General features: G+C 69.0%; 15 protein-coding genes. 6 read left to right on the top strand and 9 right to left on the bottom strand.

The window, feature by feature from the left end; translation table 11 throughout:
• On the bottom strand, nucleotides 1-1841 hold a 1841-nt coding region (locus ACZ4Z1_RS18410; RefSeq protein ID WP_468487635.1), incomplete at its 3' end, for a LamG-like jellyroll fold domain-containing protein.
• A 1285-nt stretch (nucleotides 1842-3126) separates the two neighbouring features.
• Here ACZ4Z1_RS18410 and ACZ4Z1_RS18415 point away from each other — a divergent pair.
• Entirely contained in the window at nucleotides 3127-3876 is a 750-nt protein-coding gene (locus ACZ4Z1_RS18415; protein WP_468487636.1) for a transposase, read from the top strand.
• 314 nt (nucleotides 3877-4190) lie between these two features.
• Here ACZ4Z1_RS18415 and ACZ4Z1_RS18420 read toward each other — a convergent pair whose 3' ends face one another.
• Nucleotides 4191-4904: a chaplin gene (locus tag ACZ4Z1_RS18420; protein WP_468487637.1), complete on the bottom strand. Its 714-nt coding sequence runs from the start codon at nucleotides 4902-4904 to the stop codon at nucleotides 4191-4193.
• A gap of 615 nt (nucleotides 4905-5519) precedes the next feature.
• Between ACZ4Z1_RS18420 and ACZ4Z1_RS18425 the strand changes: the two genes are divergently transcribed.
• A complete protein-coding gene (locus ACZ4Z1_RS18425) occupies nucleotides 5520-5981 on the top strand; it encodes a lamin tail domain-containing protein (RefSeq protein ID WP_468487638.1) in 462 nt (153 codons plus the stop codon).
• Between the two features lie 1096 nt (nucleotides 5982-7077).
• Here the strand turns inward: ACZ4Z1_RS18425 and ACZ4Z1_RS18430 are convergent.
• The 7 genes from ACZ4Z1_RS18430 to ACZ4Z1_RS18460 form a co-directional block, all read right to left on the bottom strand.
• Entirely contained in the window at nucleotides 7078-7977 is a 900-nt protein-coding gene (locus tag ACZ4Z1_RS18430; protein WP_468487639.1) for an alpha/beta fold hydrolase, read from the bottom strand.
• Between the two features lie 83 nt (nucleotides 7978-8060).
• The gene (locus ACZ4Z1_RS18435) at nucleotides 8061-9431 is read right to left on the bottom strand and encodes a wax ester/triacylglycerol synthase domain-containing protein (RefSeq protein ID WP_468487640.1); all 1371 of its coding nucleotides are present in this window, start codon (nucleotides 9429-9431) and stop codon (nucleotides 8061-8063) included.
• Nucleotides 9432-9502: 71 nt separating this feature from the next.
• Entirely contained in the window at nucleotides 9503-10906 is a 1404-nt protein-coding gene (locus ACZ4Z1_RS18440) for an ABC1 kinase family protein (RefSeq protein ID WP_468487641.1), read from the bottom strand.
• 181 nt (nucleotides 10907-11087) lie between these two features.
• Nucleotides 11088-11339, bottom strand: a complete 252-nt coding sequence (locus ACZ4Z1_RS18445) for a hypothetical protein (RefSeq protein WP_468487642.1) — start codon at nucleotides 11337-11339, stop codon at nucleotides 11088-11090.
• A 151-nt stretch (nucleotides 11340-11490) separates the two neighbouring features.
• Nucleotides 11491-12342: an SDR family NAD(P)-dependent oxidoreductase gene (locus ACZ4Z1_RS18450; protein WP_468487643.1), complete on the bottom strand. Its 852-nt coding sequence runs from the start codon at nucleotides 12340-12342 to the stop codon at nucleotides 11491-11493.
• Nucleotides 12343-12399: 57 nt separating this feature from the next.
• On the bottom strand, nucleotides 12400-12609 hold the full coding sequence (locus ACZ4Z1_RS18455) for a DUF5988 family protein (RefSeq protein WP_030602955.1): 210 nt from the start codon (nucleotides 12607-12609) through the stop codon (nucleotides 12400-12402).
• A 5-nt stretch (nucleotides 12610-12614) separates the two neighbouring features.
• Nucleotides 12615-18944: a type I polyketide synthase gene (locus ACZ4Z1_RS18460; protein ID WP_468487644.1), complete on the bottom strand. Its 6330-nt coding sequence runs from the start codon at nucleotides 18942-18944 to the stop codon at nucleotides 12615-12617.
• Between the two features lie 351 nt (nucleotides 18945-19295).
• Between ACZ4Z1_RS18460 and ACZ4Z1_RS18465 the strand changes: the two genes are divergently transcribed.
• The 4 genes from ACZ4Z1_RS18465 (at nucleotide 19296) to ACZ4Z1_RS18480 (ending at nucleotide 25293) form a co-directional block, all read left to right on the top strand.
• Nucleotides 19296-20651 carry a hypothetical protein gene (locus ACZ4Z1_RS18465; RefSeq protein WP_468487645.1) on the top strand — a complete coding sequence of 452 codons (1356 nt, stop codon included), beginning with the start codon at nucleotides 19296-19298 and terminating at the stop codon, nucleotides 20649-20651.
• 339 nt (nucleotides 20652-20990) lie between these two features.
• Nucleotides 20991-21125 carry a hypothetical protein gene (locus ACZ4Z1_RS18470; RefSeq protein WP_468487646.1) on the top strand — a complete coding sequence of 45 codons (135 nt, stop codon included), beginning with the start codon at nucleotides 20991-20993 and terminating at the stop codon, nucleotides 21123-21125.
• A gap of 209 nt (nucleotides 21126-21334) precedes the next feature.
• Entirely contained in the window at nucleotides 21335-21715 is a 381-nt protein-coding gene (locus ACZ4Z1_RS18475) for a hypothetical protein (RefSeq protein ID WP_468487877.1), read from the top strand.
• Nucleotides 21716-21942: 227 nt separating this feature from the next.
• On the top strand, nucleotides 21943-25293 hold the full coding sequence (locus tag ACZ4Z1_RS18480) for an ALF repeat-containing protein (protein WP_468487647.1): 3351 nt from the start codon (nucleotides 21943-21945) through the stop codon (nucleotides 25291-25293).
• Nucleotides 25294-25297 lie beyond the last annotated feature (4 nt).

Here is a 25297-nt window from a genome sequence, read left to right on the forward strand (position 1 = left end):
AACTCGGCACCGCCACCCAACTCCGCGACAAACTCCCCCGGAACACCCCCCGACACACGCCCCGAACCAACACCCTCATCCAAAGAGAAGGAGGCGAGCTCCTTGAGGTATGTGGGCATTTCGCCGCGGGACATGGCCGCCACATCGGCCTCGGCCACCGGCGACTGCACCGCGTGCACGCCATCGATCAGGCCGTGCGCGTTCTCCTGCCAGGCCCCCTTGTAGAAGAGCCGGCCCAACTGGAGTCCGCCCCTGGCCCGCCACGGTGTCGTGAACTTCACCGACTCCTGCAACTTGCCGTTCACAAACAGCGACAGCGTCTGGGTGTCCGCATCGTAGGAACCCGCCAGATGCGTCCACTCACCCGCCTTCGCCACATCCTTGCTCATCGCACGGACAATCTTCGTGTCATCCGCATCAGAAGCGTGACGATTGAAGACCCACTTGTCGTAGTGCTGCGAGTAGTAGATCTGGAAACCGCTGGCGTGGTCACCTGCCTGTGACAGAAACGTGTAGTTCTTGTTCTTGTTGTCCAGCCTGACCCACGCCGACACCGAGAACGACTTTGTCGTATCCACCACCGGACCAGCCGTCGCCGCAAACCCCGACGTCCCGTTCAGACGCAGTGCGGAACCGGACTTCCCCGCGGCACCCAACTCGGCACCGCCACCCAACTCCGCAACGACCCCCCTGGAAGCGCCTCCCGACACACGCCGCGAACCAGCTCCCTCATCCAGGCTGAACCGGTCCTTGTGGCTGGAGACACCTGCGTCGAGCCATTCGGTGATGTTGTCGGTGCGAGCCGCGACCGCGGTCTGGCTCTCGCCGGGCTGACCCAGGCAGCCTGCGTGGTCGGCGCGGCTCTGCACTGCTGTGATGCGACCGCTGCCATCGACGATCGGGCCACCGGCGTCGCCCTTGCACATCCGGCCGCCGGTCAGCTCCACCTCGGCGTCGGTGGCCTTGGCCTGAGTCGTCTTGGTGGCGTGGGGGCTACGGGGCACCCAGGCGGTGTCGGAGCGGCCGTACCCGGCGGCCTCCAGCGCAGCCCCGTCAGCGGGAGCACTACTGGTGAGCGTGGCGGGGGTAATGTCGGTGACCGGGGTGGCCAATCGGGCCAGCACGACGTCGCGATCGCCGCGCGGCACCAGGTAGTTGACCTTCACCGGAGCCTTGCCGGCGAAGGCCGCCGTGACGCTGTCCTTCGGCGCCCCTTCGCCCAGGGCCGGTATCGCGGCGGATCCACCGAGGCAGCTGGCTGCAGTGAGAATCCAACTGCTGTCGACCAGGGCCGCGCTGCAGTTCCGTCCGTCCTTGTGCCCCGGCTGGTTCACTGTGACGCGGGCCAGCCACGGGCGTACGGAATCACCGGACAGGACCGGGCCGGGCTTCCCCTGGCCGACGCTGAGTTCCAGCAGGGTGGCGGAGAGTTTGGGGTCGAGTCCTTCGCCGACGGACTTCCACTTGCCGGGCTCCAGGTCGACCTTCTCGACCTTCGAGCCATTGGTCCGGGGGTCTTCGGTGCGGACAGTCGCCACGACATCGCCGTCATCGGCCTTGGCGAGGTAGGCCCGCTCGATCTCCATGGACAGATAACCCGTGGCTCCGGAGACAGCAAAGCACACGTCCCCGCTGGTGCGGCTGTTGATACGCACCAGACTGCCGTCAGTCTTGCAGTCAGCCAGCGTGATATTGCCGTCACCCGATACCAGCTTCAGGCCCTTCTCGGCCAGCAGCTTGTCCCGGTCAGGGTATGCAAATTCCTCCACGAGCGAACCCGGGCCCTCCACAGGTACTGCCTGCGCCATTGCGGCCATCGGCCCGCCGATCCAGGCAGCCATCGCAACCGACGCTGTCAGCGTCACGGTTACCGGCCGGTCAAAGGTGTCACGCCATCTCATACACGAACTCCCAACGGTCAGACATGCCCGCACCAAAATGGTTTCGAGCATGCTGAGGCTGGGCTCACGTCACGGCGAACTCATGCCGATCCCCCCTGCCACGGCCCCCAATGCCATCGGCGCGCACCGAACATATATTCCCTTGGGTAATGGAGTGTCAAGTTTTTCTAAAGGTCGCCCCAAGGTGATCTTCGAGCTGGTGCGGGCCCGGCCACCCGCCGAGGCGCTCCATCCGGCGAAGGGGGGAGGCTCGTACGGGTGGGCGACGCCGAGCATCACCTGGCGAGCGCCGTCGCCCGCGGGGTCGTCGCAATGAGCGTCGTAGAGCGTGCTCGACTCGGCGAACCGAGGAGACTTCTCGCGAGGCGTCGTGTCTACGGAGCGCCCAACTCAACGCCATAGCAAGGCAATCTCCCACCAGCCCGGGCGGGCTCCCCGCCGAGCGCCACAGCAACACGCCCCGGAATTCGAGAAGAAACCCCGCCTGGCTCCCGCACACGCTCCCGACCGAACTGCACGGGCCAGCCCCTTGGAGAACTCACCGCCGACGGCGGTCACGTCGTCGATGCCCTCAACGCCGAGGTAGAGTGGCGAATTGCGCTGAAATAATGCCTCTCCTAGACGTCGACATTCAACTGACGCCCCGCCAGGAAGCACGGCGAGCGCGTGTCGTTCATACGTCAAGATCCCGACCGTAACACCACACACGACGTGCACGCACATCTCCTCGAGTCAGACGCCCTTACCCGCCCCCTCCAAGATCGCTACGTACTCCACATGGTGCGCTACCGGAAGAATCTCCAACCGGGAGGGACTCAAGAAAACTCCAGGTCAGAAGCTGTTTATGCCTCCGTATGAGCCAATCAGGGGGGCGTGCGTCATACGTGCGTCACCATCGACAGCGCAGTTCGCGCGCCAGGCCGGCCACGACGCGGGACGACAAGTGCCGACACGGAGCCCCCCACGACGGCGCCACACGAGAGGCTCCGTATCCGTTCACAGCGGAAGGTCGTCCGGCAATCCCGGAACGCCTTGTAGCAGCCCAACGGACGCCCCTCTCCCGGAAGTTGCGGCCATCAGGGTGAGCACAGCGTCAGTGAGCGTTTTCAGCGTGGCCACTGATCGGATGACGCCAGTGAGGTCGAGGTGAGGGCCGCAACGCACAAGGCCCCCGTGCCGTTGAAGGAGGCATCCGAAGCCTCAACCCGTCGGCGCAGGAGCCCTGTTGGTTTGCTATCCTGCCGCACTCGACCTCCCGCATACCCTTGTCGAGTGGGTCACGATGCTCGTCGTCACCCGTGAGGGTGACCGACGGTGCAAGCTCCCGCCGCACCAGCGTGCGCTCGTCGCTCTGGTGTACCTGCGCCGCCACGACACCCTCACCCGGATCGCGTCCGGCTTCGGGATATCCGTCGGCACCGCCCACGCGTATGTCACCGCCGTGACCGCCTTGCTCGCCGACCGGGCCCCGGGCCTGCTCAAAACTCTGCGCGAGCGTGATCCGGAGTTCGTCCTGCTTGACGGGACGCTGGCCGAGTGCGACCGCGTCGGCGACAGTCAGGCCGATTACTCAGCCAAGCACCGCCGTCACGGCGTGAATGTGCAGGTCGTCACGGATCCCGCCGGTGAGGTGCTGTGGTTCTCGCCCGCGCTGCCGGGCCGCACCCACGACCTGACGGCGGCCCGCACCCACCGCATCATCCAGATCTGCGAACGCCAAGGCGTCCCGGTCCTCGCCGACCGCGCCTCCCAGGGCGCCGGCCCCTGGGTGACCACCGGGCTCAAACGCCCACCGGGCGGTGAACTCACCCTCACCCAGCGCACCGTCAACCGGGCCCTGGCCGCGGTGAGGGCACCAGTCGAACGCGGCATTGCACGGCTGAAGTCCTGGCAGATCTTTCGCAGATCCCGCATCAGCCCCAACCGCATGACCATCATCGCCAAAGCTGTCCTCACCCTGGAGAGGCAACGCTGAAAACGCTCAGTGACATCTTCACCAAGCCGCCGCCGTGACGCCACCGAACGTGACCATCGGGTGAAGGAGTCGCAACGGTACGTGCCCGGCCGCGGTGGCAGTTCGTTGCTCCGTCCAGAAGACCATTCGGGCCACGACATGAGGGGAAAGCCGGTGAATCATGGCGCATCGCCGGGGAAACGGGGGCCAGAGGCGCCACCGTGTACCTGTCCGGTGCGGCTGGCCGCTGCACCCGAGCGGGAGTGCCCGACTGGCGGCTCCCGGGTCAGGAGCCGCCAGATGCGGCTGGTCACGCAGTGCCGAAGGGGCCCACGTCAGGCGCGTGAACTGCGGCTGCGGCGCACCAGCGCCACACCGCCCAGCAGCAGCGCGCCGCTCATGGCAGTCGCGGCGCCGACATGGCCGCTGCCGGTGTGTGCCAGGGCCGGGCCCTGAACGGCCTGCCCCCCTTCCCGGCCCTTGCCGACGGCCGGGGATGCGGCCGACGGGATACGGGCGTCCACCGCTCCGGCGACATCGGTCGGCGGCCGGTGTCCCGGCCCCGGAGCCCCCGGAACCTCATGGCCCGGCGGCCGGTGACCAGGCGGCTGATTGGCGGGTGGCTGATGCCCCGGCGGCTTCTGACCGGGCGGCTGTTGCCCCGGCGGCTTCTGACCCGGAGGCTTGTGACCCGGCGGCTGATGCCCCGGCGGCTTCTGACCCGGAGGCTGATGGCCCCCAGGAGGCTTGTGGCCGGGAGGCTGGTGGCTCCCTGGCGGCTTGTGGCCGGGTGGGTGGTGGTGGCCGCCGGGGTTGGCGCAGTGGTTGCCGAAGACGGGATTGAGCAGGCCGACGACGTTGACGGTGTTGCCGCACAGGTTTACCGGCAGGTGGACGGGGGCCTGGAGCAGGTTGCCCGCGAGCACGCCGGGGGAAGCCGCGGTGCGTCCCACGGCGCCGGAGTCGGCATGCGCGCCCGCCGTCGCGCCAGCCAGTATCCCGGTCGCCGTCGCGGCGACCAGCACGCTCTGTTTCACGAGATGTTGCACGTGTGGTCCTTCATCTTTTCGAAGATGACGAACCGGACACCTGGCGTTGACCAGGCGCCCGTATCCCATACGGGATATCACCCAGCTCCCCGCGCCGGGAATCACCACCCATGCGGCAAACTCCCGTCGCGCCCGCCCTGATTGATCAGCCATGACAGAAGCGGGCCGGGGCACTGAGCGCGTCGTATCGGACCAAACGATCGTCCCGCCACAAGGAAACGCACCGTGTTGCGGGCACCCTGCTGCCGGAACGGTTCTTCGCCCGCCCGCAGCTTTCCCGAGGGCCGCTTTCGGCATGCACATCCGTTCCCAACGGCCGGCACCCTCCCCGCATGCCCGTGCACAACGCCACCCTCACAAGCGCCTGTCCCAGCGAATGCGCAGTTCAGTGCCGTGTACGGAGCGGCGTACCGGGGGCGCACGGCCGTCGGATGGCCGCGGGGGCACGCGCGACGGACACGCAAGGGTTGTGCAAATGTCCGTGTTCTGTAGTAGGCCGTCACATCTTCAACCACGGCCTGCCAGACGAGCGCACAGTGAGTCCGCCCGGCAGCCGTCCGGGCATCTCGTCCCACTGGTCCCGCCGTAGGCGGGGCTGCCCGCAGGAGGTTGTTCATGTCCCGTTCCGCCCGTCTCGCGGCCCTCGCGCTCGGCTCGGCCGCCCTCGTCGGCACCGCCGCCCTGCCGGCCACCGCCACCGACGCCCGCAGCCTGCCCACCACCCACCGCTCCCCCGTCGTCATCGGCGCGGTGCAGGCCGACAGCCCCGGCCGCGACGACGGCTCCAACCGGTCCCTGAACGCCGAGTGGGTCACCGTCAAGAACACCGGCCACCGCCCGGTCAACCTCAAGGGCTGGACCCTGACCAGTGAGCGCACCCACAAGACCTACCGCTTCAACAACCTGCGCCTGAACGGCCGCCAGGAAGTCCGCGTACACACCGGCAACGGACCCGACACCTGGCGCGACGTCTACCAGGACCGCCGCAACTACGTCTGGGACAACCAGCGCGACACCGCCACCCTGCGCAACGACCACCGCCACGTCGTCGACACCAAGCACTGGGGCCGCCGCTGACCGGGCCGGGCCGCCTCCCAGCGACCCCGCCACCAGGTGCGCCGCAGCCCCGGGGAGAGCTGCGGCGCACCGCCCTGCCCGGCCTGCTGCACTGCACAACGGCCGGTTATCAGCCTTCTGGCCTGCCGCCCGGCACCGGCCCCTGCCCCGGCCTGCGCCCAGCACGGCCGCAGGCCAGCAGGAGGGAACATCATGCTTCCGAGGCGCTGCTGGAGGAAAAGAAACGCCAGTGGTCGGCGCCGCGTCGTCGGTGCGGCCGCGCCTTGTGGCAGCTCCCCAAATCGGGCCCCGACGGCGGCGTTGACACCACGGACTCGGCCCACGCCCCGGCTCCCGGACTGCGCGAGCAGGCCCGCTCCCCGCGACGATCCGGTAGCGGAGCATCGCCGGCCAGGCCGAACCGTGGCCGCGCGAACCTTCGAGGAGGCCATGTCAGAACTGGGCCCCTCGCGAAATCCACGCGACTGCGCGACGCCGCATAGTCGGCCCGCCGGGAGGCGAACACCGCCTCGGGACGCTGCGGACATCACCGGCGATGACCTCGGCCGCTGCCCAGCAGGCCCTGCGTCGCATAGGGGACACACGAATGAACTGTCCGGGCCGCGCTGCGCGCCCTTGGCGTCGCTCCGTTGCCGGGCGGGGACAACGAAGACCTGGCTCAGCGCGCCGCCGACCCGCTGGGAGGTGTTGATCACGGCCGAGGCGACGCCGGAGTCGTGGGGCACGCCGCCGTGGGTGGAAACTGCGGGACCAAGGGCGCTGGCCGTCGTATTCTCACCGATTAGCGGGCCACGTTGGCTTTCGGTGGAGCCTTGCGTGCGCTAAAACCGGCGCATGAATGATCCTTTGCTGGTGGCCGAGACGCACTTGTTCTGTCGGAGGCCGAAGGAGAACCTTTTGGCGCAGTCCCGTGCGCTGGCCAGTCGTGCTATCGAGGCGTGGGGCTGGCGAGCTGGTGACAGACCGATGCTTCCGGCCTCAATTGCCTCCGAGGCCGAGGTACGCGGATTCCGTGGTTCCGTCCGATGAGCGCCGGCGCAGTGAGCATCGTGCAGCGGACGATATCGGCGAACGCGGGCGGCGTCGGTCGGGTGTCCTACGGGTTTTCGTAAGGTGGCGGGCCACTTCCGGATCGTTGCGCTACCGCGTGGAGCCCCTCTATGAGGTGTGGCCACCCTTCGGGCGGAAAGTGGTGTCCCATTCCGGGGATGGTCCGTAGTTGTGCGCCAGGTATGGCGCGCGCCGTTGCCCGGGCGCACGCCAGAGGTACGAGGGGGTCGCGGGTTCCGTGCAGAACTTGGGCCGGGAGGTCCAGGTTCCGAAGAGCCTGGGTGCGGTCGGCTGCGGACAGGACGGCTGCCATCTGACGGTGGGTGCCGTCGGGGTCGACGCCTCGGGCGTGGCTGCGGCGAAGCAGAGTCTGCGTGCCGCGCTCATCGAAGGGGCGGTCGGGGGAGGACAGCTTTCGCAGCATGGCCGTGCTGGTGCTGATGTAGCCGTCGAGGTCGGAGGGGCAGCGGTGCAGGAGGTAGGGCAGGAGCGAGGGTTTGGTGCAGCGGCTGATCCTGGGGCGTCCGGGTGTCGACATCATCGATGTCAGGGACAGTGCGCGGCTGGGGTGTCTGAGGGCCAGCACTTGGGCGATCATGCCGCCCATGGAGGCGCCCACGATGTGAGCTGCTGGCAGGCGGAGGTGGTCGAGAAGGCCGAGTGCGTCTTCGGCCATGTCGGCGAGGGTGTAGGCCGGCCGGGTGAGGCGCAGTGCGGTGCGCAGGAGGTGGGGCGGGTTGGGCAGGTGGTGGGAGCGGCCGCTGTCGCGGTTGTCGAAGCGGACGACGTAGAAGCCTTCTTCTGCCAGCTGTTGGCACAGGGCGTCGTCCCACCAGATGAGCTGGCCGTACATGCCGAAGATCAGGAGAAGGGGGTGGTTGCTCGGGGCCCCTATGGTCTCGTAGCAGATTCTTATGCCGTTGGCGTGGGCGAACTGTTCAGTCACGGAGGCGGGCTCCTTCCGGGCCCTGGTGGTCGGTGAGGCGAAAGCGGACCCGTACCGGTACCGGACGGGCCCGCCGTGGCCGGTCAGGTGTGATCGCCGGATGCCGGCTGTGCCGGGGCGTGGAGCTCGCCTATCTCGTGGAGGCTGTCGTGGATGTACTGGGCGAACAGGTCAGGGTCCGCGATGACGTCAGGGTCGATGTTGACCGTGACGTGGCAGTGGTCGCGATAGGACAACAGGGTGACGGCTACGGCGAAGCCCATGACCGGCGCGATGGCGTAGATCTCCCGGGCGCGGGTCCCGCCTATGGACAGCGGCGCGCGGGGGCCGGGCATGTTGCTGATGCCGAAGTCGTGGGAGGCACACAGACGCAGGAAGCCGGCCTCGAACCAGCGCAAGGGGATGAGAGGGCTGATGCGGGCGACGGCGCCCATCCAGTCGGCGGCATCGCGGTGGTAGGCCACTTGGACGGCGCTGCGGACTTCACGAATGCGTCGGCGTGGATCGGGCTGGTCGGCGCGCAGGGGGAAGCGGACGATGAACCAGTGGTTGCCCATGGGGGAGAAGGGGACGCGTGCGGTGAGCGGGGGCTCGGCGTAGGGGGAAAATACGCGCAGACGCTCGCGTCGGGTTCCACGGGACCGATGGTATCGGTGGCAGCCTTGGGCGACCGCGGCGACGAGTGCGTCGTGCACGGTCCCGCCGCAGGCGACAGCGGCGCTCTTGAACGGGTCGGTGGGGACCTTGGTGGTGTAGTAACACCGGGCGAAGCGCGTCTTCACCGGTGGTATGGGGTAGGGCCGGTCGCGGATGTCGTTCAGGGCCTGGGTGATGAACTGGGCGGCTTTGCCCAGGCGCCGTACCGCATTCCTGGGGTGGGGGCGGTGGTGTGCCGCGGGGGCGGGTGATTCGGCTGTGGGCGACGGTGTGCTGGGGGCGGTCGGTCGGTCAGTGGCGGCTTGGCGCAGGAACATCTCGCGCAGTCGGACACCGTCGGCGATGCTGTGGGAAATTTTGAGAAGGTAGGCGGAACAGCCGTCGTCCAACCCGTCGATCAGGTAGCCGTTCCAGGGGGAGCGGCTCTGGCAGAAGGGTACTTCGGCCAGTGTCGCGGCCGTTTCCAGAACGTCTCGGCGGGTGCCTTTGCCGCTGACGGTGACATGCTGCAGGTGTTGTTCGAGGCGGAAGTCGGGGTCCGCTGCCCAGTGGGGGCGGCGGAGGGGCGAGGACAATTCCTGGACGCGCGCACGCATGCGGGGCATACCTGCGCACAGTTGCTGGTGCCAGGCGACGAACTGCTCCCATGGCAGCTTGTCTTCCAGGAACATGATGGTCACGATGATGGGCCGGGCGCGGGTTCCGCCCTCCACGCGCCAGGTCAGGTGGTCTTTGCAGTTCATGAGGTCCGTGCCGGGTGCTGCTGTCGGCGTTGGGCCCGGTGTGAATGTGGCCATGAGGACTCCTCGGTGTCTCGGCTGCGGTGTCAGTGCGAGCGAGGGCGCCTTGCGGGCGGCGATCGCCGTCGTCAGGCCAACGGCGTACGGCGCGTGGCTTCCTGCTCTTGCCGGGTGCGGTTTCGGGTCAGTGCGGCGGCCGCCGCGGTTACCAGGCTGGTGGTCAGCACTCCGCGCAGAAGGGTGCGTGGCTGCCATCGCGCATCGGTTAGGCCGGCGCGGGACTGGATGGTGAATTGCCGCCCGGCCATGTCGTCCAGGAGCGCTTCCACCTGGGTGGGTACCTTGGCCGCAGCGGTGAGACTGTCGATGGCCGACTGGGCAATCTGTTCGGGGCTGAATATTTCGCCCAGCAGGTCTTTGACGATGTCGGGCAGGGCATCGCGCAGTGCGTCGGAGAGTTTGAGGTCGGGGCAGATGCAGCGTACGGATCCTTCGATGTTGGCCACGGATTTGCCGACGACGGAGGCCAGCGGAGTGATCCTGATGCCGCGGCTGGTGGAGAAGCGCAGGACTGCGGTGAGGGCGACGCCGAAGTTCAGTTCGTCCAGGGAGGCGTCGGCCCAGTGCGGCACGGCGTTGGATACGTCTGCGATGAAGCCGCTGATGTTGCTCCACGGGGTCGCGTAACCGAGATTGATCCATTGCCGGGCCATGCCTGCCCCGTCGTTGCGCACGAGGGACAGGAAGGCCCCCAGGAAGGCGGTACTAGCGTTGCGGTCGATGCGTCCGACCATGCCCCAGTCGATGAGGTGGGCCGTGCCGGTGTCGCTGATCAGGATGTTGCCTGGGTGAGGGTCGGCGTGGAAGGTACGCTCGACGAAATAGGACCGCAGCATGAAGGTGATCAAGTCGCCTGTCAGGGCGGTGCGCTGTTCGTTGGTCAGCGTGTCGGGCTTCACCTTGTTGATGGGGACGCCGTCAGCCAGGGTCTGCACCAGGACGCGGGGGGTGGCGTCGATGACCACGGGCACCGACAGCCTCGTGAACCGTGCGGCGTGGATGCGAGCCGTGTTCATGTTCTTGGCTTCGCGGGTGAAGTCCAGCTCGGGTTCCATGACGGTGAACAGAGCTTCCAGCAGCGCGTCAGGGGCGACGACTTCTTTGAAGCGGGGAGCGGCCAGGCCCAGCAGACGGGCGGCTGTGCGCAGGACCTTCATGTCGTCGCGCACGGCGGTCCGGGCTCCGGGGCGCTGGACCTTGATGACGCACGGTGTGCCGTCGGCAGTAACGGCTTTGTAGACCTGGGCCAGCGAGGCCGAACCGAGAGGTTCGCCGGTGTGAACGGCCTGGAACCGGTCGCGCCAGCCGGGCCCGAGTTCCTCTTCCAGGACCGGCTCGAAGGCGGTGAATGGCTCGACGGTGGCCTCGTCGTTGAGTTGAGCGAGTTCTTGGCGTACGTGGTGCGGTACGAAGTCGGGGCGGGTAGCGAGGATCTGGCCGACCTTGACATACAGCGGGCCCAGTTCTTCCAAGGTGGCGCGGACGGTACGGGCCCGTTGCCGATGCTTGTCATCTACCGCAGGCGGGGGGTCGCCAGAGGGTGTCCGAACGGCATGGAGGGCCTGCGCGCAAAGGGTCCGGCCGACAATGCCCGCCGTACGGCGCGCGCGTCCCCGTGGCATACGGCCCTCCTTCGCTCTCGGTGTGGTGCGGTTACTCGCCGTCCCGCCGGTTGCCCGAGGTGCCGGAGGCTTTGCCGGTCTCGGCCGCCGCAAGGCGCTGTGCCAGGTGGCGGACTTCTGCGGTGAGGGCAGCGAGGGCTTGCTGCTGCTGTTTGTCCGTCTTGTCGTTCGCCTTGCGGCGTCGGCCTCCGGTGACGGCGCCGAGCGCCGCTTTGGTGGTGTCCTTGCCGTAGTCGAGTACCTGGTCGAGCACCATGCCCGCAGTGATCCTCTTCTTGGCCATATCGGTCTCCTTGCCGGTCAAACCTGTCGGGGGTCTCAAGGGCGAACAGCAGGCACTGACCGCCTGGTGCATCTCGGGCGCGGCGCCACTGTCAGGAACCGTCCGGAGCGGGGCAGGGCCGGCCGCCACGGTCATGCTCTGGCTGATGCGGTCAGCGGGAGGGCGATGGTGTGCGTGTCACGGTGGTGTCAGGGGCGGTGAAGCCACTGCCGGGCACGGACATGCCGCCGTCGACGGCGAGGGCCTGGCCGGTGATGAACCCGGCTGCCGGGGAGGTCAGGAACAGCACGGCCTGGGCGATGTCTTGCACGGTGGCCCACCGGCCCAACGGGGTGCGGCTGCGCAGCCAGCGGGACAGTTCCTCGTCGTCTTCGAGGGTTTCGAATGCGCCGGTGTCCACGATTCCGGGGCACAGGGCGTTGACGCGGATGTTCTGCGGGCCCCAGGCCACGGCGAGACTGCGGACGAGGGAGACCTGCGCGGCCTTGGTCATGGCGTATGCCTCGCCGGCGGGCGCGCCCATCAGGCCCACGGCGGAGGACATCAGTAAGACGGATGGGTTCGTCGACTTGGTCAGGTAGGGGTGGGCGTTGCGGCACAGGTGCAGAGCCGCGGTAAAGTTGACGGCGATGGCTGCGGACCAGTCCTCGCCTTCGCTGGTGAGCAAGGGGGCCAGCCGGAACTGTCCGGCGTTGTCGGCCGTATAGGCTCCGGCGATGTGGATCAGGGCGTCGAGCCCTTCAAGGCCGGTGGCTGCGGCTTCGACGAGCCGCCGGGGCGCATCGGGGTCACTGAGATCGTCGGGAAGCAGGTGTGCGGAGCGGCCTTCGGCTCCGACCAGTGCCGCGACGTCCTGCAGATTTTCCGCCCGACGACCGTTGAGGGCAAGGTCGGCTCCGGCCTGGGCGAGGGTCTGGGCCGTGGCCCGGCCGATGCCGCAGGAAGCGCCGGTGAGCAGGATCTTGGCACCGTCCAGTGTCGGGAACGGGGAAGTCGATGGCATGTTTCTCCTGAGTCCGGGGCCGGGCGGCGCCCGCCGGGCCGCCCGGCGCGGTGGGGGTTACTCGGCGATGAAGGTGTGATGTGTCCAGCGGAAGACCTGGACGGCGGTGCCGTCGCTGTCCTGGAGGGTGCCGCTGAAGGTGTAATGCTCGTAGCGGTTGAGGTGGGGGATCTTGAGGTCGGCGCCGCTGTCGGTCTGCGTCACGGACCGGCGTCCGGCCAGGTGGTCCGGGCCCCCTTCCAGCAGGGCTTCGGTGGTGTGGGGCATGGCGGTCATCCCTTCTGCGGCAGGGCGAGACGGTCGAGCAGATCGTCGGCCAGGGCGGTCAGGGTGGGTTTGGTCCACAGGGTGGTGCGTGGGATGTCGCAGCGCAGGGTGCGCTGGAGCCGGTTGCGCAGCTCGATGGTCAGCAGGGAGTCCAGGCCCAGGGCGACCAGGGAGGCGCCGGGGTCGATGCGCTCGGCGTCGCGGCCCAGCACGTCGGCGAGTTCACCGACGATGTGGTCGCGAAGGCGGTCGAGGCGCTGGTGCGCCTGTGTGCGAGTGAGGTCGTCCAGCAGGTTGCCGGGGGTCTCGGTGTCGCTCGGGAATGCCAGTAGCCGCTTGAAGAAGGTGGACGATGCCGTGGCGGGGTAGGCCGCCAGCCAGTCGTGCGGGTGCAAGGCGATGTATGCGGTGCGGTGGCGGTCGTGGCGCAGGAGGTGCTCCAGAGCCGCGGTGCCCTCGTCGGGGCTGATCATGTCGAAACCGCGGGCCCGGGTCTGCGCGCCGCGCCCGACATCGGCCCAGGGCCCCCAGTTGATCGCGGTGGCGGCCAGGCCGTGGGCACGGCGCCAGGAGGCGAATTCGTCCAGCCAGGCGTTGGCTGCGCCGTAGGCGCCCTGGCCGGGCGAGCCGACCGTGGAGGTGAAGGAGGAAAACAACACCCACCAGTCCAGCTCGCGATCGCAGGTGGCCTCGTGCAGCCGCCACGCGCCGAGGGCCTTGGGGCGCCAGACTCGCTGCAGGAGCGGTGCGTCGATGCCCGCCACGGTGGCGTCCTTGAGGTCCATGGCGGCGTGCACAGCCCCGCGCAGCGGCAGCCCGTCGGCCTCGGCGGCCACCACCAGTTCCTCGGCTGTGCCGGCGGCGGCGATGTCACCGCGCACCACCTCGATGCGGGTGCCGGCTGCGCGCAGCTCGTCCAGGACGTCCGCGGCCTTGGCGGAGGGCGCCGAGCGGCCGTTGACGACGATGGCGCCCGCCCCCCGTTCGGCGAGCCAGCGGCACACCAGCATGCCCAGGCCGCCCAGCCCGCCGGTGATCAGGTAACTGCCGTCCGTGCGGACGATCGGTACGTCCTTCGGCGGTACGACGGTGACGGCCGGCCCGGTGCCGGGCCAGGCCAGCGCCAGGGCGCCAGTGTGCCGGCCGTGCGGGACGGCGCGTAGCGCCGCGGCAGCACCGGTGATCGGGTAGACGGTGCATGGCCAGGCCGGCAGGTCGCCCCCCAGGGCGTGGCCGACCTCGGCCAGTACGGCGGCGACGGTGTCGGGGGCGCCGGTCAGCAGATGGTCAGGGGCGAAAGTGCTGACGGTGATGCCCTTGCCGAAGGCCGCCCACGCCAACCGCTTCGCGTCCGTGTCGGCGGGGGTGGTGACTGCCACGTATCGTCCCGCGGGGGCGAGCGTGTCCAGGCAGGCCCGTAGCGTCGGAGCTGCGGTGGCCGAGGGGGTGAAGACGACGTGGAAGCCGGCCGCCCCGGTGGCCTGCCGTGCCACGTCGGAGAAACCGTGCGGGCCCGGATCGGGCAGGCAGGTGACGCCGATTCCGTGCAGGTAGCGGCGTTGGGCGTCGGTGGCGCAGGTGGCCCAGACGCGGGCGTCGTGGGCGCGGGCTATGTGTATGGCGGCCAGGCCGGCGCCGTGCCCGGCGTCGTGGACCAGGACGTGTTCGTGGGCGGCGAGGCGGGCCAGGTGCCCCAGGGCGTACCAGGCGGTCAGGTAGGGCACTGGCAGGCAGGCGGCCTCGGCGGGCCGGGTGCCGTCGGGCACGGGCATGACCCAGTCGGCGCGAGTGACGGCATAGTTGCTCAGCTCCCCGGGCGGCAGCACGGCCATCACCGGCTGCCCCACACCGACTGTGTCCACGCCGGGCCCCAGGGCGCTGACCGTGCCCGCACACTCCACGGCGCCCGGGCCCGGGCGCCCGTCCGCGGAAGCAGGTACGGCAGTCCCCGTGGCCTGTATGTGAATCTGCACCTGGCCGGGGCCCGGGGTGCAGCGGGCACCATGCACCAGTTCGGCGGAGCCGATGTCGCGAGCCCGTCGGCAGTGCACCGCCAGAGCATCGGTTTCGAAGCGGCAGGTGGTGTGTCGTCGCTCGTGGGGTTCCAGGGGAGCGTGCGCGAGGCGGGCGATATAGCGAGTGGTGCCGCGCCAGGCGACTTCGTCGGCGCGCTCCTCGGGCCTGGCCAGCACTTCGGCCGCCAGCCGCATCACGGGAGTGTCGTCGCCCGCGTCGATGAGGGTGGGCAGCAACTCCGGATGCTCGTAGGTCAGTACCCGCATCAGGCCGCGCACTCCGGCCTGGTCCAGCCGCGGGCAGTCGTCGGGCTGGGCCCACTGGGCGGCACGGGTGATCACCGTCAGGCGGGGCCGGGCGCCTTCTTCCTGCTCCATGAGTGCGTGCAGGCTCTGCACCAGGCGCAGCACGTGCTGCTGGGCCTGCTCGGCCCCCAGCGCGTCCGGCACTGGCTGCGGGGACGGCAGCCACAAGACGATGCCGTCAAGGCCGCCACCGGCGTCCCGCAGGAACGCGCTCAGAAGCCGGTCCCAAGAGCGCGTGGAGGGGGGAGCAGCCAACTGGTGCACGGTGGCGCCGCAGGTTTCGAGGGCCCTCGCCAAGGAGACAGCCTGCAGGTCGCCCTCACGGACGCCGGCCAGCAGCCAGCTGCCGCCGGTGCCGACGGCAGCGGCCAGTGGGGTCGGCTCCCACCGCTGTTGCAACAGCGGTGTGTTGAAACGTTCCTCCGCCGGGGCTGCGGCGCCGTGGGCGAACCGTACGTCACGGGCTTCGGCGATCAGGAGCCCATCGTCGTCCAGAAGCTGGAAGCGTCCGGTGGCCGACCGCGGCTGGACGTCATCGAGCCGGACGCGGCACCAGCGGGCCCCCGTGGTGTCGCCGTAGGTGCGCAGGGTGCCGATGCCGCGGGGGAAGGTGTGCCCCTCGTCCACGGCTTCGGCGTGATGCCACAGCGCGAGCATCGCCTGCAGGCAGGCGTCCAGCAGCACCGGATGCCATTGGTAGCCGGACGCGCCCGGCCGGGCCGGATCGGGAATCGTCACTTCTGCCAGACCACTGCGCCTGCCCTGTTCCTCAAGGTAGAGGGCCGTCAGGCTGTGGCAGCCCGGTCCGTATTCCAGAGCATGGAAGGTGCGCCAGCGGTCCCTGAGAGCGGTGAGATCCACTGAGTGCGGGTGTTGTGCACGCACAGCAGCCAGGTCGGTTGTCTTTTCGGGCGCCGGGCCGCAGAGACCGAGCTGGGCTGTGCTGTGGAGCTGCCAGGACTCATTGGCCGGGCGCGAGCGCATCTGCCAGCCGGCCCGGTGGTCATCGACCGGTTCAGAAGTCACTGCGACCGGCGTCTCGTGCTCGTCGACTTCCAGCATGAGCTGGAAGTCGAGGTCGTGGACCTCGGCCCGATGTGCCGGGGCGGGGAACAGAGCGCGGGCTGCGGCGAGGGCCATCTCGCCGTAGCACGCAGCGGGCAGCACCGCCAGCCCCTCAAGCCGGTGGTCGGCCAGCCAGGGCAGTCGGCCGATGCTGATGACCCCCTGCCATAGATGGCGCCCTTCGTCTTCCGGGTCCGTCACATGCTCACCCAGCAGCGGGTGGGGCCGCTCGGGGGCGCCTTGCGTCAGTGTCGATGGCTCGACTCGGTGGGGCCGTCGCTCCCAGGTGGTGGGTGGGGCCTCGGCGAGCTGACCGGCATCGAGCCAGCGCTGCCAGGCGACGGGGTAGCCGGCGCAGTGCGCGGCTGCAAGCCGGGTGGCGAAGGTCAGGCGCTCATCCTCGTCCCGGCTCAGGGCGGGTACGGTCCGTGCGTGCGTGATGCCCGCACCGGCCAGCGTCGCCTCCGTCGCCCGGGTCAGCAGCGGGTGCGCGTTGACCTCCAGGAACAGGCCGTGGCCGTCGCCGGCGGCCGCGGCGACCGTTGAGGAGAACAGCACCGGTCGGCGCTGGTTGGCGCACCAGTAGGCAGCATCGAAGGCGGCCTCGGCCCGCGGGTCCTCGAGCACGGTGCTGTAAAAGCGCAGCTTCGGCCTGCGGGGGGACAGCTCTTTCAGGGCAGCGCACAGGTCGTCGAGGATCGGGTCCATCTGTGCCGAGTGCGAGGCCACGTCGACCCGGACCCGCGCCACACCGACACCGCGCTCCTCCCAGACCTCCAGCAGCTGTTCGACTTGTTCCGCGTCGCCGGACACCACGGTGTTGTGCGGCGCGGCCACCACGGCCACCGAGACTGCGTCCGCCCCGGCTCGCTGCACATCGCGTTCCACCTCGGCCGCGCCGAGCTGGACCGACGCCATGGCCCCGTGCCCGGCGGTGCGCCGCAGCAGACGGGCCCGGCGGCAGATCACACGGACGCCGTCGGCCAAGCTCAAACCTCCGGCGACCACCGCGGCGGCCACCTCGCCCATGGAATGCCCGATCACCGCGGCCGGCTGCACACCGTGGGCCTGCCACATCGCGGTCAGCGCGATCTGGTACGCGAAGATCACCGGCTGGACCCGGTCCACCCCGCTGACCACCCCTGGTGCGGTCAGGACTTCCCGCAGGGAGAATCCGCCTTCCGCCCGCAGCAACAGCTCCAGTTCGTCCACCGCCGCCGTGAAGTGTTCATCGGTGTCCAGGAGGCGTTGCCCCATACCGGCCCACTGGGAGCCGTGGCCCGAATAGACGAACACCGCCCCGGCGCCCAGGCCCCCCACGTTTCCCTCGGCGATGCCCGGTGCCGGTTCCCCGGCCGCGTGGGCCCGCAGCCGCTGCACCAACGTGCGACGCTCACCCGCTACCACGCCAAGGCGCTGTTTGGCGTGCGAGCGGCGCACCGCCAGCGTGTGGGCGACATCGCGCAGCGGCACCCGTGCCCCTTCGTCTTCCAGCCAGTCGGCCAGCCGGCCGGCCGCGGCCCGCAGCGCCGGGCCGGAGCCGCCGCTGAGCAGGAACGTGCGCCGCACCGAGGCTGCGCCCTGGTGCCCGTTTTCCCGTACCGGCCCGGTGGCCCGTGCGAAAACGCGGGCCGGAGCCTGCTCGACGATGACATGCGCATTGGTGCCGCCTACTCCATAGGAGGTCACCGCCGCGAGCCGGGGCCCGTCCTCGACCGGCCAGGGCCGGCACCCGGTGGGCACGAACAGCCGGGATCCGTCGGCATCGATCTGCGGGTTCCACCGGCGAAAGTGCAGCGTGGCCGGGACGCGGCCGTGCCGCAGGCTCACGATGGTCTTCAGCAGCCCGGCGATGCCCGAAGCGGGCTCGGTGTGCCCGATGTTGGACTTCAACGACCCGAGTGCACACCGGCCCCGGCCCCCGCCGTACACCGCGTTCAAAGCCGCGAACTCGATGGGGTCACCGACCGCGGTACCGGCACCGTGCGCCTCGACCATGCCGACCTGGGCCGGCTCCACCCCGGCCCGAGCCAACGCGACCTCTCCGGCCTCCTGCTGTGCCTGTTGGGAGGGAGCTGTCAGCCGGACCGAACGTCCGTCCTGGTTGACCGCCGAGCCGCGTAAGACCGCCAGTACCCGATCTCCGTCGCGTATCGCGTCCTTCAGACGCTTGAGCAGCACTACACCGCAGCCCTCGGAGCGCACATAGCCGTCCGCGGCCGCGTCGAAGGAATGGCAGTGGCCGGTGGGCGAGAACATGTCCCACCGGGCCTCGGAGATCATCGCCTCCGGGCTGAGGACCACCGACACCCCGGCGGCCAGCGCCGCATCGCACTCCCCGGTCCGCAGGCTCTGGCACGCCAGGTGCACGGCCACCAGCGAGGAGGAGCAGGCTGTGTCCGTCGCCAGGCTTGGCCCGTGCAAGTCCATGAGAAACGACAGCCGACCCGCTCCTACACCGTGCATCGCGCCGGTCATCCAGTACGGGCCGGTCTCCTGCGGTGTGCGGTGGGAGCGCACCAGGTGGTCCGGTACGTACATGCCGGTGAACACCCCGGTGGCCGTTCCCCGCAACGCATCCACCGGAATCCCGGCGTGTTCGCACGCTTCCCAGGCAACCTCCAGCAGCAGCCGGTGCTGCGGGTCCAGCCAACGTGCCTCCGGCCCGCTGATTCCGAAGAAATCCGGGTCGAATGCAGTGATGTCCTCAGTCAGGAAACCGCCGCGGCGCACCCGTTCCGCGGTGCCCGGCGGCAGCTCGGCATGCAGTCGCCTGGTATCCCAGCGGCCTGGTGGCACCTCGGTCACGGCCTCCTTCTCGCCCTCCAGCAAGCGCCACAGCCCCTCCAGAGACACGACACCACCGGGCAGGCGGCAACCTGCTCCCACCACCGCCACCGGTTCCTCCGGACCTGTCCGCTCGTTGTGCCTGGACAACGCTGCACTCACTGGGCCTCCTAGTTCACCGTCGACGCCTGCGCACACCGCCGCTTCAGCTCAATCCAGGCAGGAACGCTGCACAGCTCCAGCCGCACACGTCGTTCGGTGGCCTTGCCGGACAACGAGGCAAGCCCCGGCGCACGACGGCACGCGACCGTGCCTATTCCGTCCCTCCGGGCCCGAGCTGTGCTGCGCTGCCCCGGCGAATGCCTCCGCTCCGGCGGAGCACCCGGGCAGGCACCTGTCAGCGGTGGGCATAGGCTTACGACTCACCAGCCCGCGTACGTTGTAACGCGCTGCCGTGCATCAAGCGGACAGCGCTTGTGAGCATGTGAACGCATTCTGGGGCAGGGAGGGGACATGCCAACCTATGGGCCCAATCGCCGCCTGACCGCCTTGCTAGCCGAAGCGGACTGGTCCGACGCCTCCTTGGCCAGGGCCGTCAACGCCCTGGCCACCGCCCAGGGACTGGGGCTGAACTACTCCCGGGCATCCATCGCCCACTGGCGCCGCGGATCCCGCCCCCCTGCCCCCGTCCCGGCCCTGGCCGCTGAAGCCCTCAGCCGCCGCGTCGGCCGCCCGATCACCCCTTACGACACCGGCCTCACCCCGCTCAGCGCCACCCAGACTGCCGAGCTGCCACAGCAGGCCACATCCAGTACACCGGTACGACAACTGCTCGCCCTCGCCCGAAGCGACATCGATCCGCTACAGCGCACAGCGCTACAGCGTGCCGCCTACGCCCCGATCAGACCGGCAGGCACGCCACCCACCACATTCCCCGCCGCGCCAGCCCCACCGCACACCAGCCCCCTCGTCACCAACGAGACCGCTGCCCTGCAGAGCATCTTGCATACGTTCACCAACCTGGCACAGCAATACGGCGGCCGTTGTGCGCGCACCGCCTTGGCCGCCTACCTCGCCGAGGACATCTGCACCCTGCTGGATCGCCGCGCCAATCATCCCGACCGGCACCGGATTTTCACCTGCGCCGCCCAACTCACCCACCACCTTGCAGTGATGACCGACGACGCCGGTTACCACCACCTGGCACACCGCTACTTCACGACTGCCCTGAGCCTCGCCCACTACGCGGGATGCCGCAAAACCTACGCCATCACCCTGCGCACCATGAGCGCCCAGGCTCTCCGGCTCGGACACCTGCATCACGCCCACACTCTCGCCGAAAGCTCGACCCACATCGCGGAACGCGTCGCCCACCCCGCACTGACCGCCTATATCCGCATCCAGCAAGCCCTCACAGCCGCCCACGACGGGCAGCCGTCATTGGCACGCAAACTGATGCACGCCGCGGAGAACAGCCACGAAGAGCTCTCGGCACCATCCGAACCTTTCGACGAGTACCCGCTCGCCGCTTTGCATTACCAACGAGCCGCCGTCTTCCAGGCACTGAAACAGCACACCGAAGCCCTCACGGCTCTCCAAGCCTCCGCACGACACCGAGACCCCTGCGACCGACGCTCTCTCGCCCTCACCCATGCGCACATCGCCGCCACCCAGCTACGCATCGCCGATGTGGACGCCGCATGCCTGCACTGGCACACATTCCTCTCCCTCTACCGGCCTTTGCAATCAGGACGCGCCGACCAGTACCTGCTGCGTCTTCGCCAAAGCCTGCTGCCGCATCGCGCCTATCCGCCGGCCAAAGTCCTACTGGACCGTACGCAGTCCCTGTCCCGTGAACGCCGCCCATAGACCACCCGCATCACCCTCCCGGTGCCCGCCCATTCACATCTCGTCGCAAGTCCCTCCTCGCTTCCGCAGCCCAAGAGGGAAAGGCCGGTGTGCTGGACCTGAGGGACTTTGGGAACTCATTCGTGCGTTGTTCTTCCACTCAAGGGCCGGCATCGGTCATCGACTGGGAGATGGGCCTTCGTGGCGGTCCGCCACGGGACCGGCCGATGGCGTCACACCACCTGTCGCGGGCGGCGCTGTGCCGCCGGTGAGGTGCATTCGCCGTGCGGCAGAGCCGTCGGCCGGGCTGACCGCGTCCGGAACGCGGCATCTTCGCGAGAATTTGGCAGATTCTTTTATGTGGGCGGCTACAACCTGACCCAGGGTGGCGCGAATCACAGCAGGAATGCCCGTTTTGCGCGTTATGTCGCTCATTCCTGGATGGATATTCCTTTGTCGGTCATTGATACTCATTTGCTGGTGATCAGCCTGTGAGTCTGCGGGTGCCAACCCGCGGGGCGCGATGCACCCTGGGCGCGGGTGAGCCTGCAGCAACTCGACGAGATTTCAGAAAGAGAACAATGCGCCGACTGGCCCGATTTGGGTTGCTGAGTGGTTTCGTTTTCGCGCTTGCGCTTTACTTCCTGCAGGCCATCCCGGGGGAATCTCACGCCGAACCCAATGGGCAGGCTGCGGCAGGTGACATGCCGCTCGCGATCGAAGACTTCAACTACCCGAACGCTGACAAGATTTTTGCGGAAAAGGGCATCAAGCTGAAGCGGGGGGACGGTCACATCACACTGGCTTCCTGTGACAGCGGGCAGGGGCTCTTGGAGGTCTGGTCCCGGCAGAACAGCAAGGTCTGCTTCCGCGTGACGGGAGACTCCGGCTATCTGACGCTGGAAATCCCCGCGGTCTTCGGCATCAAGGGCAACGATTACCAGACCACTGTCGACATGACCGTTGCCGGAACCGGTCAGGAGAAGTCGTTCGATGTCCGGAAGAACGCGTGGACGCCCGTAGGGGAGACAGCGGACAACACCGGCGAGGCCCACACGCTGGTCGAGATCTCGACTAAGAAGTAAGCCCCCTTCACTCCCCGAGGGCGCGCTGCTGCAATCGCCGACTGCTCGGCGTGCGCATGCCTGACCTGCGGGGTGGTGGCGCCCTCAGGGAAAACCACCCCGCTGACTGACCTTTGCGGCGACCGCTGCGGGCAGTTGCTGTCACCGGGCTCTGCTGACGCTAGAACGGCGGAGCCCGGTGATACTCCGTCGTCCTTCTGACGGCCATGACTAGACAAGGTTTTTTCGTGCAGACAACGTTCTGGAACCGTCGCCGTTTCGTTGCCGCCCTGGCGGCCACTGCGGCTGCCTCCTCGACGCCCCTGCTGTTCACTGCCTCGGCCCGGGCCGCCGGCGCTCCCGTGGACGCCACTCCCCTGGCCCTGCCGGACACGGACCGGGCCAAGGCGGTCAAGGCATGGGTCACGGGCGGCAAGGCGGTCAAGGAGGCCGCCGCCTACGCCCTCAGCGGCACCGACCATGACATCACCGTGTTCCTCACCGAGGAGTTGCCCAAGGCGACGCTGGAGGACAACCGGGTCGCCGTCCTCACCTACCTCGCCCACGGCGGGAAGGGGACCCGCCGGGACGCGGACAAGGCCCTGGAGGGCGGCGACGATGCCATCGCCGCCTACGTGAAAGACGGTTTCCGCTCCTCTGTCATGGAGGACATGCGGGTCTCGATCCTCGCCGTGATGAACACCGGCGGCACCGCCGTCCAGCGGGAGGGCAATGCCGCGCTGAACGCCGAGACGGAACAGGCACTGGAGAAGTTCCTCACCGTCGGCCAGTACGAGGCCCGGCTGGAAGACATGCGGGTGGAGATCACCCGCAGTCTCAAGACGGCCGGCCCGGAGGTGACAAAGTACGCGAACCGTGCGCTGAGCGGCACCGCGGACGACGTCCAGTGGTACCTCGACACCGGCCAGCACATCGCACGGGCCCGGGACCAGGAAGCCGCCACGATCGACCAGCTTGTCGCCATCGTCAAGCGCGAGGCCAAGACCGCTCGTCAGAAGACTGACCTGGCCGTGGAAGCCTCCGAACGGGCCACCACCGCCGCCAACAAGGCCAAGGCCGCAGCCGAGGTGGCCAAGTCGGAGGCTGAGAAAGCAAGGGACAACGTCAAGGTGTCGGCCGACGCGGCCCGCAAGGCCGCCGCCGCGGCCAGTGGCGCCGCCTCCGCCGCCCGGACCGCCATCAGCGCTTCCAATGCCGCCGTCACCGCCTCGCGCCGGGCCTCTCTGGCCGCCACCGCCGCCTCGCAGGCGGCGGCCGCGGCGGCGGCCGCCGCGTCGCGCGCCTACAACGCCGCGATCGCCGCCTCCAAGGACGCCTCGAAGACCAGCCAGGCCAAGGACGCCGCCGTCGCCGCCCGCGATGCGGCGGCCAAGGCCCGCGACTCGGCCGCCGCCGCTGAGCAGGCGGCCATCGCCTCGGACCAGGCGGCCAGCGCCGGGGCGTCGGCAGCATCCGCTGCGCGCAATGCCTCCGCCGCCGCCAACGCCTCCGCCCAGGCAGCTGCCTCGGCAGGTGCGGCCCAGTCCCAGGCGGCTGAGGCCAAGCGGCAGGCCGCGATCGCCTCCGACGCCGCGGACCAGGCCACCGATGCCGCCGCTCGGGCCCAGGCCCTGGCCAGCACCGCTGCGGCCAACGCCCGTACCGCCCACAAGGCCGCCATCGCCGCCGCCGAGCACGCGGAGAAGGCCGCCGCTGCGGCCGATGAGGCGGTCAAGTACGCCGGGCAGGCCGTCGACTTCGCCAACAAGTCCACCGCCTACGCCGATGCGGCCGTCAAGGCCGCCAACGCCGCCACTCAGGCCGTGGAAGACGCCATCAAGGTGGAACAGAAGGCCCGTGAGGCCGAGATGGCCTACCTGGAGCAGGACCGCAAGCAAGGAATGCAGGAAGCCGCGGTCCTCGCGAAGATCGAGGCTGCCGACCGCGCGGCCGCTTTGAACAAGCGCACCCAGGAACAGCAGACCGACCAGGCCGTCAAGGACCTCATCGCCAAGGCCGAACAGGCGCTCGCGCGCGACGACCTGGGGGTCGCCGCCACACTCGGCCGCAAGGCGGCCGTGGGCCTGCTGGACGCCAAGGGAAGCTGGACCCGTGAGGCCGCCCGCTTCGCCCTGTCCGGGAGCGACGACGACGTCCTGTCCTGGATCGACGTCGACCGGCCGGTCGCTGCCTCCCAGGACGACCGGGAAACCACCCTGTTCATGGCGCAGATTTCCGATCCTGCTGTCGCCAGGGCGGCGGCAACCGCCCTGGCCGGTGACCGCCCCACAGGGGACTTCAACACCTCCGGTGTGATCAGGGCGCGGGAGACGGAAAACCGCGTCAACATCTTCCGCATCCTGTCCGCCAAGCCCGGCAATGCGGTCATCACCGCGTGCAACAAGGCACTGGACACCGACACCCCGGAAGCCCTGCAGAAGTTCTTCGACGTCGACCTTCCCGCCGCGATCGAGGAGGACGACGCCGTCACCACCTTGTCGATCCTGTCCCACGGCGGCGCCTACTCCAAGGCGTACGCCGACGTCGTAGCGGAAGGACCGGCGTGGATGCGCCGGAAGTTCGTCGACTCCATCCAGTACCTCGCCGCGCAGCTCGACTACGACTCCCTGTGCCATGCCTCCGCCATGAAGGCGTCCATCGCTACCGCCGCCCGCATCGCCCACGAAGCGCAGCAAAACGCCTCACTGGCCACCCAGGTCGCCAAGGAAGCCCGCGGCAAGGCGGCCGAGGCACAGGAATGGGCCCAAAAGGCGCTCAAGGACGCCAAGCGGGCCCAGGACTACGCCGGCGAGGCCCGCAAGAACGCCGAAGCGGCCGACAAGTCGGCCGCCGACGCGAAAGCCTCGGCGGACAAGGCCAAGAACGCGGCCGCCACCGCCCGCAGTGCCTCCCGCTCGGCGAACTACTCGGCCAACCGCGCCATCGACGCCGCCCACAGTGCTCTGGCCTCCTCCTACAGCGCCAGCGCATCAGCTGCCAGTGCCCGCCAGTCCGCGGTCACCGCCGGCCAGGACGCCAAGACTGCAGCCGTCGCCGCCAGCCAGGCCCGCAAGACGGCCGCCGACATGCGGGCAGCTGAACTGAAGAAGGCCGCCCAGGAGGCCGCCCGGCAGGCACAGAAAGACCGGGACAACAAACGCAACCCCTCCGACTCCGAGACCAACGACCAGGTCAACCCCCAGGGGACCGAATCCGGTACGACCGAACCCGGCAAGAAGGAGTGGTGGAAAGACCCCAAGGCATGGGCCCGCGGCGCCGACACGGTCAGTGCGGCATCAGGGTTCATCGGTGCCGGAGCCGCGGCCCTGTGCGTGTTCTGGCCGGCCGCGCCGATCTTCGGCAGTATCTCCGCGATCTCTTTCGGCATCTCGGGCATCTCCGCAGGGATCAGTGCCATCATCACCGGTTTTGAGAACGGCTTCGGCAGCGGGGAATTCATCAGCGCTCTCGGCCGCCAAGCACTGAATCTCGCGACGCGAGGCGCAGGAAAGGTCGTTTCCGTCGGCAAGCCAGTTCTCCGCAAGGTCGAAAAAGTAGCCGTAGGTACCGCATCCAAAATCTTTGAGTCGATCCTCTGATCGA

It is taken from the genome of Streptomyces sp. NPDC030165, assembly GCF_055573595.1.